Annotated in this window: 12 protein-coding genes and 1 pseudogene; 4 read left to right on the forward strand and 9 right to left on the reverse strand. The window is 60.8% G+C overall.

Annotation, left to right across the window (positions count from 1 at the left end; genetic code table 11):
* Position 1: 1 nt before the first annotated feature.
* A pseudogene (locus tag EC915_RS25295) lies at positions 2-205 on the reverse strand (hypothetical protein); the annotation flags it as partial.
* A 102-nt stretch (positions 206-307) separates the two neighbouring features.
* Here EC915_RS25295 and EC915_RS15010 point away from each other — a divergent pair.
* Both EC915_RS15010 and EC915_RS15015 read left to right on the forward strand, forming a co-directional pair.
* On the forward strand, positions 308-2,245 hold the full coding sequence (locus tag EC915_RS15010; RefSeq protein WP_133751319.1) for an ATP-dependent DNA helicase RecQ: 1,938 nt from the start codon (positions 308-310) through the stop codon (positions 2,243-2,245).
* Positions 2,238-2,666, forward strand: coding sequence for a thioesterase family protein (locus tag EC915_RS15015; protein WP_133751320.1), 429 nt, complete (start codon positions 2,238-2,240; stop codon positions 2,664-2,666). The genes EC915_RS15010 and EC915_RS15015 overlap by 8 nt, the downstream gene beginning before the upstream one ends.
* A gap of 60 nt (positions 2,667-2,726) precedes the next feature.
* On the opposite strand, the gene EC915_RS15020 is transcribed toward EC915_RS15015, so the two are convergent.
* From EC915_RS15020 to yrfG, 5 genes are all read right to left on the reverse strand, one after another.
* Positions 2,727-3,197 carry a glycine zipper domain-containing protein gene (locus EC915_RS15020; RefSeq protein ID WP_133751321.1) on the reverse strand — a complete coding sequence of 157 codons (471 nt, stop codon included), beginning with the start codon at positions 3,195-3,197 and terminating at the stop codon, positions 2,727-2,729.
* Positions 3,198-3,537: 340 nt separating this feature from the next.
* Positions 3,538-5,868 (reverse strand): FdhF/YdeP family oxidoreductase, encoded by a 2,331-nt coding sequence (locus EC915_RS15025; RefSeq protein WP_166650999.1) that lies wholly within the window; start codon positions 5,866-5,868, stop codon positions 3,538-3,540.
* Between the two features lie 8 nt (positions 5,869-5,876).
* The gene (gene fdhD, locus EC915_RS15030) at positions 5,877-6,710 is read right to left on the reverse strand and encodes a formate dehydrogenase accessory sulfurtransferase FdhD (protein ID WP_133751323.1); all 834 of its coding nucleotides are present in this window, start codon (positions 6,708-6,710) and stop codon (positions 5,877-5,879) included.
* 94 nt (positions 6,711-6,804) lie between these two features.
* The gene (locus tag EC915_RS15035) at positions 6,805-7,692 is read right to left on the reverse strand and encodes a LysR family transcriptional regulator (protein WP_133751324.1); all 888 of its coding nucleotides are present in this window, start codon (positions 7,690-7,692) and stop codon (positions 6,805-6,807) included.
* Between the two features lie 198 nt (positions 7,693-7,890).
* Complete coding sequence (gene yrfG, locus EC915_RS15040) at positions 7,891-8,553, reverse strand: GMP/IMP nucleotidase (RefSeq protein ID WP_133751325.1); 663 nt, start codon at positions 8,551-8,553, stop codon at positions 7,891-7,893.
* A gap of 99 nt (positions 8,554-8,652) precedes the next feature.
* On the opposite strand from yrfG, the gene nudE reads away from it, so the two are divergent.
* Together nudE and cysQ are read left to right on the forward strand one after the other, a co-directional pair.
* Positions 8,653-9,219, forward strand: coding sequence for an ADP compounds hydrolase NudE (gene nudE / locus EC915_RS15045; protein ID WP_133751326.1), 567 nt, complete (start codon positions 8,653-8,655; stop codon positions 9,217-9,219).
* Positions 9,216-10,058, forward strand: coding sequence for a 3'(2'),5'-bisphosphate nucleotidase CysQ (gene cysQ, locus EC915_RS15050; protein WP_133751327.1), 843 nt, complete (start codon positions 9,216-9,218; stop codon positions 10,056-10,058). Before nudE ends, cysQ begins: the two co-directional genes overlap by 4 nt.
* A 92-nt stretch (positions 10,059-10,150) precedes the next feature.
* Here cysQ and EC915_RS15055 read toward each other — a convergent pair whose 3' ends face one another.
* The 3 genes from EC915_RS15055 to EC915_RS15065 are packed head-to-tail and all read right to left on the reverse strand — an operon-like array spanning position 10,151 to position 13,798.
* Positions 10,151-10,621 (reverse strand): YiiD C-terminal domain-containing protein, encoded by a 471-nt coding sequence (locus EC915_RS15055; RefSeq protein ID WP_133751328.1) that lies wholly within the window; start codon positions 10,619-10,621, stop codon positions 10,151-10,153.
* Positions 10,608-11,987, reverse strand: coding sequence for a sigma-54 dependent transcriptional regulator (locus EC915_RS15060; protein ID WP_133751329.1), 1,380 nt, complete (start codon positions 11,985-11,987; stop codon positions 10,608-10,610). The genes EC915_RS15055 and EC915_RS15060 overlap by 14 nt, the downstream gene beginning before the upstream one ends.
* Complete coding sequence (locus EC915_RS15065) at positions 11,984-13,798, reverse strand: ATP-binding protein (RefSeq protein WP_133751417.1); 1,815 nt, start codon at positions 13,796-13,798, stop codon at positions 11,984-11,986. Before EC915_RS15065 ends, EC915_RS15060 begins: the two co-directional genes overlap by 4 nt.
* Between the last annotated feature and the right edge of the window lie 52 nt (positions 13,799-13,850).

Below are 13,850 nucleotides of genomic sequence, written 5' to 3' on the forward strand. Positions count from 1 at the left end.
GCAATAGCGCGATTTGCGATTCGTTTACAAAATGGTAATAAACGACTCGCGCTCCGCCACGTTTCCCATGACCCTTGGCCGCCATCTGGATCTTTCCGATGCCTTCGGTAGCTTCGATGATCCTGCCGGACGATGGACGGAGGATAAGTGACCGTTGAAGTAAAGCCGCATTGGGTGCCAGTACTGACTGGCGATGTTGTATCAGGGATGTACCCTGTCGGGCGTTTCTGTAACGGTTCGGGTCTATTGCACCCAACCCCATCGCGTTAAGGTCTGCACCTTTGCGACGGTCATGGAGTGGCTGCACATGCATCAAACCCTTGAACAGGTTTTCGGTTATCGGCAGTTTCGGCCTGGGCAAGAGGCCGCCATCAGCGCGGTGCTGGCAGGCCGCTCGGCTGCGGCGATTTTCCCCACTGGGTCTGGCAAGTCGCTGTGTTATCAGCTGCCAGCGCTGCTGCTACCGCACCTGACACTGGTGGTGTCGCCATTGCTGGCATTGATTCAGGATCAACTGGCGTTTTTGCAGCGTCACGGTATTGCAGCAGCCGGCGTTGATTCATCACAGAGCCGTGAGGATGTGGCTGATGTGATGGGCCGTGCCCGCGCTGGCGAGCTGAAGATATTGATGATCTCGGTGGAACGCCTGAAAAACGAGCGCTTCCGGCATTTCATCGCTCAGGTGCCGATATCGTTGCTGGTGGTGGACGAGGCGCACTGTATTTCCGAGTGGGGCCATAATTTCCGTCCCGACTACCTCAAGCTCCCGGCCTATCAGCGCGAGTTCAACATTCCTCAAACGCTGCTCCTGACTGCTACCGCTACGCCCCAGGTCATCGCCGACATGCAGAGCAAGTTCGCAATTGAACCCGACGACGTGGTCAGCACCGGTTTTTACCGGCCCAATCTTACCCTGCTTGTCGAGCCCATCCCCGGTCACGATAAGCGTCGCCGCCTTGTGCAATGGCTGGGGGAGCGCGCCGGGCAGCCGAGCATCGTGTACGTTACGCAGCAAAAGACTGCCGAGTTCGTCGCAGCTCATCTGGCGCAAAGCGGCATTCCGGCTCAGGCCTACCACGCCGGGTTGCCCCACGATAAGCGTGAGTCGATACAGCGCCAGTTCATGGAGGGACGCCTGAACTGCATCGTCGCCACCATCGCTTTCGGCATGGGCATCGACAAGAGCGACATCCGCAACGTCGTGCACTTCGACCTGCCCAAGTCCATCGAAAATTACAGTCAGGAAATCGGCCGGGCAGGGCGCGATGGCGCCGTCTCAGCGTGTCTGGTGTTGGCCAACCGCGACAGCCTCAACGTGGTGGAGAACTTCGTTTACGGCGATACGCCTGAGCGCGCGGGTATTCAACAGGTGCTGGAGGACTTGCTCGCCGCACGCAACGAAGGGCAGTGGGAGTTTATGCTGTTGCCGCTCTCGGACATGAGCAACATCCGACAGTTGCCGCTCAAGACGCTGTTGGTTCAGCTGGAACTGCGCGGCATCATCGCGCCGCGTTATTCGTATTTTGCCGAGTACCGTTTCAAGTACCTGATCGAGCCGCAGGACCTGATGCAGCGCTTTCAAGGCGAGCGACAGCAGTTTGTCCAGGCTTTGATTGATACCTCACATCGCGCCCGGACCTGGGCGACAGTGAACTTCGACGCCATGTACCAGCAATACCGGGCCGAACGAGCCCGAGTGGTGACGGCGCTGGACTTCTTTCAGGAGAAAGGCTGGATCGAGCTTGAAAGCAAGCAGATGACCGAGGTGTATAGCCTGTTGGTGACCGACTTCGATGCGCAGGCCTTGAGCGGCGAACTGCATGATGACTTCATGCATCACGAAACGGCAGAAGTCGCACGCATCCACGCGATGTTGGAGCTGTTTGCCAGTGACGTGTGTCTGAGCCATCGTCTTGCGCAGTATTTTGGTGATGATCACGCGCCTGTACGTTGCGGGCACTGCTCGGTGTGCGCAGGTCACGTCATCAGCCTGCCTGAGCCGCCAGCATTGGTACCCCTCGACCAGCAGGATTTTGATGGCCTGTGCGGTGATTTCTTCGGCAAACACCTTGAGGGGCGAGGGCATCAGCCCAGTGTTGAGTGCCTGACCCGGTTTCTCTGCGGCATCAGCGTGCCGTTATTCACCAGGCTCAAAGCCCGAACCATCAAGGGGTTTGCGGCGCTTGAAAATTATCCCTACGCCGCTGTGCGGGGCTGGGTGCAAACGAGGACGAAGGATGAGTGAAACCCCACAACGCAGCGACTATCGGCATTTCCAGCCGATCACCACGCGCTGGCACGACAACGATATCTACGGTCATGTGAATAACGTGACTTACTACAGCTTCTTCGACAGTGCGGTGAACAGCTACCTGATCGAACAGGGTGGCCTGGATATTCATGACGGCGAAGTGGTGGGGTGCGTGGTCAGTTCCTCCTGCGATTACTTCGCCTCGGTCGCTTATCCGGATCTGATCGAAATCGGGCTACGCGTTGGCAAGCTTGGCAACAGCTCGGTGCAGTACGCATTAGCGGTGTTCAAGGCCGGGGAGGCCGATGCGTGCGCGGCCGGACGCTTCGTGCATGTGTTCGTTGAGCGGACGTCGAACCAGCCGGTGCCGATTCCTGCACAATTGCGTCAGGCGTTGGAGCGTTTGCTTCCCTGAAACGCAGACCGGCCGCTTTGTCGGCGGCCGGTCGCAGATGAACGGTCGATACGCTGACTGTCAGCGATGACGCCATTCGCGATGACGGCCATGATCGTAGCGACGGGAGCCACGGCCCTGATGGTAATCGCGACGGTCGCCACGGTAGCTGCGGCGGTTGCCGTCACGACGACTGTCCTCGCCCATGTAATTACCCAACGCACCGCCGGCGCCGCCGCCCGCTGCTGCGCCGATCAGGCTACCGGTGCTGCCGCCTACGCTGCGGCCAATCACGTTACCGCCCGCTGCGCCAAGACCACCGCCAATAGCCGCTTCTGTACGGTTGCGGCGGTTGGCGCCGACTGCGCCCCCGGCTGCACCGCCCAGACCTGCGCCGATGGCCGAGCCGGTGCTGCCGCCAACTTGCTGGCCAACAACCGAACCCAATACCCCACCCAATGCGCCGCCTACACCGGCCGTCACGTTATCGCCCGCTGAGGCAAGACCGGTGGCCAGGGAGAGAGACAACAACAGAATCGAGGAATACTTCATGCAGGGATGCTCGTAGGGATGACGCCGCGATCCTGCAATCATGAAGAAAATGTCACAATCGAAATCCGACGAATAACACGACTTGTATACATAACGCTAAGTTATTGTTTTTGATAGGGAACTTAAGGCGGAACGGTGGGTCCTAGATTACTTAACCCAGGCCCGAATCACGCGATTCGGGCCTTTTTTATGGGCCCGGATTTTGAACGCGACCTGGCAATGAACGTGACTGTGGGAGCGGATTCATCCCCTAGGGCAACTTCACAGGCGACCTGTTTCTATCGTCTGTAGCGGCCTCTGGCGAATGAATTCGCTCCCACAGGGGTTGCAACGTCGTTAGTTAGATAATCCGCGCCACTTCGCTATGCCGCTCCAGCTTGATCGCAATGAACTTGGAGGTTGGCGTATGGCTGCCGTCGCCAAAGCTGTCCAATGGCACCAGCGGGTTGACCTCGGGATAGTACGCAGCGGCTTGACCGGCAGGGATATCGAACGGCAGCAGAGTAAAGCCCTTGACCCGACGCACGATGTCATCACCCCAGATCGACATGATGTCGACCTTCTGACCCGGCACGAAGCCCAGGCGCACGATGTCCGCCTCGTTGAGGAACATCACGTCACGCTGCCCCTTCACACCGCGATAACGGTCGTCCAGGCCATAGATCGTGGTGTTGTATTGATCATGGGAGCGCATCGATTGCATGATCAGATCCGGCACGATACCTGTCCCACGGACGCTCTCGTGAACCAGATCCTGCGGCAGATGGTTGGACTTGAAGTTGGCCCGCGCGCTAGGCGTGTTCCACTTGCGTGAGCCTGCGGTGCTTCCCAGATAGAAGCCGCCCGGATTCTTGATTTTCTCGTTGAAGTCCTTGAATGCCGGAATGGTATCGGCGATCAGGTCGCGAATGCGGCTGTAATCCTCCACCAGCCAGAGCCAATCCACAGGCTGTTTGCCTACGGTGGCATTGGCGATGCCCGCCAGAATCGCGGGTTCGGAACGCATTTCACGCGACAGCGGTTTCAGCTGGCCGTTGGAAGCGTGAACCATGCTGAACGAGTCTTCCACGGTGACCGCTTGCGGGCCTTGGGCCTGGACGTCGATATCGGTACGACCGAAGCACGGCAGGATCAGCGCCTCCTTGCCGTGAGTCAAATGGCTGCGGTTGAGCTTGGTACTGATCTGCACGGTCAGGTCGCAGCTGCGCAGCGCTTCGAAGGTGCGCGGGCTATCAGGCGTGGCTTGTGCGAAGTTGCCGCCCAGACCAATGAAGACCTTTGAGCGACCTTCAAGCATCGCGTGGATGGCCTCGACCACGTTGTGACCGTTCTCGCGCGGCACTTTGAACTGGAAGCGTTTCTCCAGCGAATCAAGGAAGAACGCCGGAGGACGCTCATTGATCCCCATGGTGCGGTCGCCCTGCACGTTACTGTGGCCGCGCACCGGGCACAGACCGGCGCCTGGCTTGCCGATGTTGCCGCGCAGCAGCATCAGGTTGGCGACTTCCTGAATGGTCGGCACCGAATGGCGATGCTGGGTGATGCCCATCGCCCAGCACATGATCACGCTCTTGCCCTTGGCGTACATCCGCGCAGCGCGTTCGATGTCGATCAGTGGCAGGCCGGATTGCTCGACGATGAACTCCCACGTGGTGTCATCCACAACTGCCAGGTAATCCAGCACGCCGTGGGTGTGTTCGTTGAGGAATGCGTGATCGAAGATCGCCGGCTCGCCCTTGGCCTGTGCGTCGCGCTCCCATTGCAGCAGGAACTTGGCCATGCCGCGCAGCAGCGCCATGTCGCCGCCCAGTGCGGGACGGAAGTAGGCCGTGTTGGTCGGCTCTGAGCCGTTGCTGAGCATCTCGATCGGATGCTGCGGATGCTGGAAGCGTTCCAGACCGCGTTCTTTGAGCGGGTTGACGCACACCACCTGAGCACCGCGCTTGACGGCTTCTCGCAGCGGTTCAAGCATGCGCGGATGGTTGGTGCCAGGGTTCTGACCCAGCACGAAAATCGCATCGGCGTGCTCGAAGTCGTCGAAGGTCACTGTGCCCTTACCGACACCGACACTTTGTGACAGCGCTACGCCACTGGCTTCGTGGCACATGTTCGAGCAGTCAGGGAAGTTGTTGGTGCCATAAGCACGAACGAACAGCTGATACAGGTACGCCGCTTCGTTGCTGGCCCGGCCCGAGGTGTAGAACTCGGCCATGTTCGGGCTTGGCAGGTTGTTCAGGTGCTTGGCGATCAGCGCGAAGGCGTCGTCCCAGGCAATCGTCTTATAGCGGTCGGACTCGGCGTTATAGACCATCGGCTCGGTCAAGCGGCCTTGGTATTCCAGCCAATAGTCACTCTGCTCCAGCAGCGAGCTGACGCTGTAGCGGGCGAAGAAGGACGCATCGACGCGGCGCTTGGTGGCTTCCCAGTTCACTGCCTTGGCGCCGTTCTCGCAGAACTTGACCATGCCGCTTTCCGGCGAGTCGCCCCAAGCGCAGCCCGGGCAGTCGAAGCCGCCGTTCTGGTTGGTCTTGAGCATGGTGCGAATGTTTTTCAGTGCGTTGTCGCTGGTCAGCCAGAAATGGGCAACGCTGATCAGCGCACCCCACCCGCCGGCTGGACCTTTGTAGGGCTTATAGCGAGGGGTTGAGACCTTGTCGGCTTCTTTATGCATGCTCACGCTTAATTCTCCAACGCAGGACTGTAAACCCGCGGCGCACTGTGTTTAGGCAGATGAATGAGGTTGAGGTTGTGTCGACGCGCCCATTGCAGCGCCAGGCCGGTAGGCGAGGACAGGCTGACAAGGGTTTGAATCCCGGCACGCAGGACTTTTTGAATCAATTCGAGACTGCAGCGGCTGGTCACGACCGCCAGACCGCCGGTGGTCGGGATGTTCTGACGGATCAGTGCACCGATCAGCTTGTCGAGGGCGTTGTGCCGGCCGATGTCTTCCCGACCCAGCAGCAATTGGCCCTGATCGTTCATGAACATTGCTGCGTGGACGGCCCCGCAGTGCTGCCCCAGCGGCTGGAATTCCTCCAGACGCCCGCGCAGGCCTTTGAGCCATTCGGCTGGCGGCAGCGGAGCACCGGGCAGCACGTTCAGTTCGGGCAGCGCCTGTTCCACTGCCTCAACGCCGCACAGCCCGCAACCACTGGTGCCTGCCAGTTGCCGACGTTGGGTCTTGAGGTTCCAGAACGCGCGACTGGCAATCTCGACTTCGGCCGCTTGCGCCGAGCCGCAACCTGCAAGCTTGATGTCATAGATTTCGTCCGGGGACTCGATGATGCCGCTGCCAATACTGAAACCGACGATAAAGTCTTCCAGATCAGTAGGCGTCACCAGCATCACAGCCTGGCTGATGCCGTTATAGGCAATGGCCAACGCCACTTCTTCAGCCAGCACGTTAGGCTCGCAGGTGTCGTGCTCAAGGTTCGAGTAGCTGTAGGACTGACTTGCGGCAGGCGCGGGCAGTTGTTTTGCGGGCGCCGTGCTTTCCGTGCGTTTGGCATGCATCGGGACGTACCGGCAGAGTGTTCAGGCCTTAGCCTAGGCGCCAAGTTGGATAACGTCTAATTGCTAGTACTGATGTCGTGATAGATGACGTCGATCAAGGCGTCTGGATCATTTTCTGATACAGGCCAAAGCATGCTTCAGCCAACGCCGAGCGGGGCGCTGAACGGCGCATGATCAGCCCCAGGCGGGCAAGTGTCTGTGCATGTTCGATAGGTTGCAGGCGCAGGTGCTCGGTCAGCGATTCCAGCCCGCCGTCCAGCGGCATGATCGCGCAGCAGAAACCGCCGTGAACCGCTTGTAGCAGTTGATGCACGGCATCGGTCTGGATCAGCGGCTGAAGTTCCAGGCCGCGACTGTGAAAGTTGTGATCGATGGACTGCCGAAAGTGCATGCCGTTGGTCAGCATGCCCAACGGCAATTCGGTCAGGCTCTCCCAGCTCAGCGGTTCGTCGCCGAAGCTGTAGTGGCGGTGGTCGTACAGCAGGCCCATGCGGGTTTCCGCCAGCTCCAGCGAGTCGAAACGGTCGCTGTCCAGTCGTTCCAGGTACGAGACGCCCAAATCCAGGCGGTTGCTCGCCAGTTGGTCGAGGATCTGTTCGGAGCTGAGGGAGGAAAGCTCGAAGCGCATGTTCGGATGAATGCTGTGCAGACGTTGCAACAAGGGCAGAGGATCGAAATTCGACAGCGGCACCACACCTAGCCGCAACGTCCCGACCAAATGCCCGCGGCAGGCGGCGGCCTCTGCCTGCAGACCGTCGTAAGCCGCCAGCACCGTGCGTGCCCACGCCAGCACGCGTTCGCCTGGGGCGGTAAAGCCTTCGAAGCGCTGGCCGCGATTGACCAGCGGCAGGTCCAGCTCTTCCTCCAGATTGCGCAGCCGCATGGACAACGTCGGCTGAGTGATATGGCAACGCGCTGCTGCCTGCCCGAAGTGACGGGTCTCGTCGAGGGCAATCAGGAATTTCAGCTGTTTGATGTCCATATTCACTCCGTAATGCGCAGGGCAGGCCCGGGGATTCTAACGCGGCGGGATGTCGCATGGGGGATGATCGGCGCTGGGCGATCTGTGAAGTCCGATCATTGGGGCACTCATCGTTTGCGGGAGTGAGCCTGCTCACGAAAAGACAGGGATTTGCGAGCAAGCTCGCTCCCACAGTTGAAATGGGCCGGGATCCGAACCCTACAACCCTTGGACCAACCCTCGATAATCCTCGACCGCCGCGAACTCTTCCGTGTCTTTTGGCCCCTTGCGGCTGTCCGGTTCGCGCACGGCCAGCAAATGCTTTACGCCATAACGCCCGGCGCTGCGCAGGATCGGTAAGGTGTCGTCGATGAACAGGCTACGGGCCGGATCGAAGCCGATATCGGCATGCAGCGCATCCCAGAACTGGGCATTTTCCTTGGGGTAGCCATAATCGTGGGAGCTGATCAGCCGCTCGAAATACGGTGCCAGTTGCAGCCGCTCCATCTTCAGCGACAGCGAATCGCGGTGGGCGTTGGTAATCATGATCACGCGCTTGCCCGCTTGTCTGATTGCCGCAAGAAAAGTCTCGGCATCGGGACGCAGTGCAATTAGATGGGCGATTTCAAGCTTCAGGTCGCTGACCGGCAGGTTCAGTTCCCTGCTCCAGAAGTCGGTGCAGTACCAATTCAGCGTACCTGCGTTCTGTTCGAACAGCGGTGTCAGCTCCATCTGCGCCATTGCCAGGCTCACGCCGTGCAATTGGGCGTAGCGTTTAGGCAGATGCGTCAGCCAGAAGTGATTGTCGAAGTGCAGATCGAGCAGCGTTCCGTCCATGTCCAGCAGGACGGTATCGATATCGCGCCAGGGTAAGGAAGGCATGTAGATCTCTCGGCATTGAATGAGTCGCTGTGGTTTTTCAGGCACAGACAATCAGAAAAGCCACGGTATAGTACGCCCGTCTACGCCAAGGAGCTTGCCATGCGCCAGAAACCCACCGTCCTCGCCCGCGAAATCGTTGCGAGCAGCCGTCTGTTCCGCGTCGAAGAAGTGCAGTTGCGTTTCTCCAATGGCGTCGAACGTGCTTATGAACGTCTGGTCGGCCGCGGCAACGGACACGGCGCGGTGATGATTGTGGCGATGCTCGATGCCGAGCACGCAGTGTTGGTGGAGGAGTATTGCGGAGGAACCGACGAGTACGAACTGTCCTTGCCCAAGGGCCTGATCGAGCCGGGCGAAGACGTGCTGGCTGCAGCCAATCGTGAACTCAAGGAAGAGGCCGGTTTCGGCGCGCACAACCTGGAACACCTGACCGAGCTGTCGCTGTCGCCGGGCTACATGAGCCAGAAGATTCAGGTGGTGCTGGCCACCGATCTGTACGAAGAGCGCCTTGAGGGCGACGAGCCAGAGCCGATGGGCGTGGACAAGGTCAACCTGCGCGAGCTGGCAAACCTGGCGCAGCACCCGAAGTTTTCCGAAGGCCGCGCACTGGCTGCGCTGTATCTGGCCCGTGATCTGCTGACCCAGCGTGGGGTGTTTCAGTCATGACAGAGGCGTTCGCTGATTTGCCGCACCCCTTGCTCGCGCCGGTGATCGACCTTTGTCGTCGCGCAGGGGAAGTCATCCTGCCGTTCTGGCGCTCGGGCGTTGAAGTCACGGTCAAGTCCGATAATTCACCCGTCACTGCCGCCGATCTCGCCGCCCACCAGTTGCTGGTCGCGGGCCTGAAGGCGCTGGATCCGAGCATTCACATTCTGTCGGAAGAAGACGCCGACATCCCGCTGAGCGAGCGCAGTCAGTGGCAGCGCTGGTGGCTGGTCGATCCACTCGATGGCACCAAGGAATTCATCTGCGGCAGTGAAGAGTTCACTGTCAATGTGGCGCTGATCGAGAACGGGCGTGTGGTGTTCGGCGTGGTATCGATGCCCACCCGTGATCGCTGCTACTTCGGTGGCGCAGGGCTGGGCGCGTGGCGCAGTCACGATGCCCATCACATCGAGCCGATCCAGGTGCGCAATCAGCCGCCAGAGGGCGAGTCGTTCACCGTGGTTGCCAGCCGTCGTCATTCAAGCCCGGAGCAGGAAAAACTGCTGGCCGGATTGGCGGCTGTGGTGGGTGAGCTGCAGTTGACCAACATCGGCAGCTCACTGAAGTTTTGCCTGCTGGCGGAAGGCTCGGCCGATTGCTATCCGCGTCTGGCGCCGACCTCGCAATGGGACACCGCCGCCGCCCAAGGTGTGCTGGAAGGCGCGGGCGGCTTGGTGTTGAATCTGGCAGGCGACACGTTCGACTACCCACCCAGGGAGTCGTTGCTCAATGCGTTCTTTTTAGCCCTGCCAGCGCAGGCGTCCTGGCGCGAGCCGTTGATTGAGTTAGCGAAAGGTTGATCTTCATTAGCTCTTGATTCTGCCGGAGGGCGCGGGGCCCTGCTCGCAGGCAAGCCAGCTCCCACGCCCTCCGGGCAGAAGCGAGCGAGCAGTCAACGATGCAGCACGTACTGCCCTACAAACTCCACAGCCGACGCCTCTGAACCTTCGGCCACGATCCTGGTGTTCAGCGCCAGCCGCGCCCGTCCGTGGCATTGATACATCTTTACGAACCGGTCCCAAGTCGCATCATCCGGCGCATCGCAGATTGCCACGCCGTCGCGTTTGACCGGCAGCGGATAGCTGATTTGCCCCTCTTGAATCACGATGTGCCCGTCAGCGATCCCGACTTCCTTGAGCCTCAGGTATAGCCATCCCCAACCGGCCAGCACTGCGCCGCAGTACAGACTGCCGCCGAACAGCGTGCTCTTGTGGTTGATGTTCTGCGCCAAGGGAAGGTGCAGGCGCAGCTGGTGGTTTTGCCAGCTGATCACCTCAATGCCCATGTCGCGGGTCAGGGGGATGTCCTGATGCAGGACATCTTCCAGCTGTCTGGCTTTCGAATCGGGATCAATCGTTGTCATCGGAACCGCCCCCGCTGAAATTCAGGCCATGTTTGCGCAGTTTGTCGTGCAGGGTTTTGCGGGGAATGCCCAGCGCTTCGGCCAGGCTGCGCACTGAGCTGTGAGGCCGGGTCAGTTCGGCTGCGATCAGGGCGCGCTCGAAGGCTTCGACCTGCTCGCTAAGGCCGCCTGTCGAGGCGGGTATGTCCTGTTGCGCGGCGCCTTCGAGCTCAAGCTCAAGGCCTAGCGCGAAACGTTCGGCGGCGTTCTGCAACTCTCGCACGTTGCCCGGCCAGTTGTGCCGCAGCAGCAACGCTCGATGGCCCGGCTGCAGTTCGTGTCGCGGCAGGCCGTGGCGCAGGCTGGCGGCATCGGCAAAATGCTGGAACAGCACCAGCGCATCTTCGCCTCGCTCGCGCAGTGGCGGGATGCGCAGCGGCGCGACGTTCAAGCGGTAATACAGGTCAGGACGGAAACGGCCTTGATCGGCGGCGTGACGAAGATCCTCCTTGGTCGCGGCGACAATCCGGATATCCAGAGGGATCTGCTGGTTGCCGCCCAAACGCTCGACCACCCGCTCCTGCAACAAGCGCAGCAGCTTGACCTGCACATCCATGCTCATGCTTTCGATTTCGTCGAGAAACAGTGTGCCGCCGTTGGCAAACTCGAACTTACCGATGCGCCGTTTTTGCGCGCCGGTGAAGGCGCCGGGCTCGTGGCCGAACAGCTCGCTTTCGACCACTGACTCAGCCAGCGCCCCAGCGTTGATGGCGACGAACGGACCGCTACGGCGGCTGGACAGGTCATGCAGCGCGCGGGCGACCACCTCCTTGCCAGCCCCCGTTTCGCCGAGAATCAGTACGTCGGCCTTGGTCGCAGCCAGCGCGCCGATCTGATCGCGCAAGCGCTGAATCGGTGCAGACAGGCCTACCAGGCGTGCGCTCAGTTGCTGACGGTCACTGAGTTCCATGCGCAGGCTGCGGTTGTCCAGCACCAGCCGGCGCAGGGCCAGGGCGCGACGCACGCTGTCCAGCAGTGCATCGCTGGCGAAGGGTTTCTCCAGAAAATCGTAGGCGCCGGCGCGCATAGCCTGCACGGCCAGCGGCACATCGCCGTGACCGGTGATCAGCAACACCGGCAGGTCCGGGTCCTGAGCATGAAGTTGGTTCAACAACTCAAGGCCGTCGATGCCGGGCATGCGGATATCGCTCACGATTACCCCCGGCCAGTCGCGTCCCAGGCGCGCTGGCAGCCCGGTGGCGTCGCTCAACGGCAGGATCTTCAGGCCAGCCAGGTCCAGTGTCTGGCTAAGGGCCTGACGCAGATGCGGGTCGTCGTCGATCAGCACCACCTGGGTTTGACTGTCGATGGCGGTGTCCGTGGTCATGCAGATAGATCCTCCGGTGTTTGAAGACTGACCCCTGAAGCGCCGGCGTGCATGCGCAGCGTCAGCAGGGCGCCGCCCTCGGGATGGTTGGCGAACAGCAGTTCACCGCCCAGGGCGCGCATCAGGGTATCGCAGATCGCAAGGCCCAGCCCCAGGCCTTGGGTGCGCGTCTTGGTGGTGAAAAACGGCTCGCGGGCGTGTTCCAGCGCTTCACGGGAAAAGCCCGGGCCGTTGTCGCGAATGTACAGGTTGACGCCTTCGGCGCTGTATTCGGCACTGATCCACAATTTGCGCGGCGGGCCCTTCTCGGTCAGCGCGTCCAGCGCATTGGCCAGCAGATTGCCCAGCACTTGGCGCAGACGCGTTTCACCGGCCTGCACCCACAGCGTGGCGTCCGGCAGGTCGCGAATCAACTCGACATCCATGGCCCGACGGCGCTTGGCGAGCAGCGCAAGGGCGTCGTCCAGCGCCGGCTGCAGGGCCACGCTTTCCGGGGCGTGTCGATCGCGGCGGGCAAAGGCGCGCAGATGGGCGATGATCGAAGCCATGCGGCCTGTGAGTTCACTGATCAGCTTGAGATTGCCGCGAGCCTCGTCGGTGCGTTGATGATCGAGCAGCACTTCTGCGTTTTCCGCGTAACTGCGAATTGCCGCCAGGGGCTGATTGAGTTCGTGGCTGATGCTCGCCGACATGGTGCCCAGCGCTGACAGCTTGCCCGCCTGGACCAGTTCGTCCTGCGCGCGGAATAACTCTTGTTGCGCATGCTCGCGCTCCAGCACTTCCTGACGCAGGCGTTGGTTCAGGCCTTCCAGGTCGCTGGTGCGCTCGATCACGCGCACTTCCAGTTCACGCCGCGCCTTGCCCTCGAAATTGATGCGGTCCAGATAGTGGCGACGGCGCTGCATCATGATCCCCAGTAGCAGCATCAGTACCAGCAGCGTCGCACCGCCAATGGCAACCACCGTGCGAACGGGCCGTGACACCAGCATTTTGGGCGCCAGAATGTTCACGCTCCAGCCGGTTTCATCGATTTGCTGGGTCTGGGTCAGCCAGCCTTTGTCGTCCAGCTGCAGCGGGCGTGGATCACGGGTTGGATAAGGCATGACGGCGATGATCGCCTGCTTCTCCTCTTCACTGAGCGGGCGTGTCGCACGAAAGCGCCAGGCGGGATTGGAGGTCAGGATCACCACACCGTTGTGATCGGTGACCAGCAGTTGTTCAGGGGTCTTGCCCCACAGCGTTTCGGTCAGGTCCAGATCGACCTTGACCACCAGCACGCCGATAACGGCATTGCCCTGGTGAACGGCAGCAGCGAAGAAGTAACCACGCTTGGCCGAAGTCGTGCCCAGGCCGAAGAAGCGCCCCAGATTACCTGCCATGGCATTACTGAAGTAGGGACGAAACGCGAAGTTGCGACCGATGAAGCTGTCGTGCTTGTTCCAGTTCGACGCGGCTAAGGTGTCGCCATTGGGGGCCATCAGGTAGATGACTTCGGCGCCGGTCTGGCGGGCCGTATTCATCAGCAGCAGGTTGGCCTGCTCCTGGATTTGCGTGTTCTGTGGGTTGGCCAGCATCGCACGCAAGCCCGGCAGGTCACCAAGGATCTGTGGCAGCACTTCGTAGCGGTGCAAGGTGCCGAGCAGGTTGGCAACGTAGAGGTCAAGCGTCTGCCGGTTCTGGCTCAACAGCTCGGTGCGGTAGTAATGCTCGGCCAGCCGCTCAAGCGGCCACAGCAACGGCGCCAGAATCAAGGCCAGCAACGCAAGGCTGCGCCAGCGAGGACGGCGCGGAAGAGAGGAAGTGCTGGTCATCATAGGGCGTACGCCGCTGGTTGCTGTGCTGCCTGCACGACGTTTCGCGCGC

The sequence above is a fragment of the Pseudomonas sp. LP_7_YM genome, from assembly GCF_004364435.1.
Taxonomy (GTDB): Bacteria; Pseudomonadota; Gammaproteobacteria; order Pseudomonadales; family Pseudomonadaceae; genus Aquipseudomonas.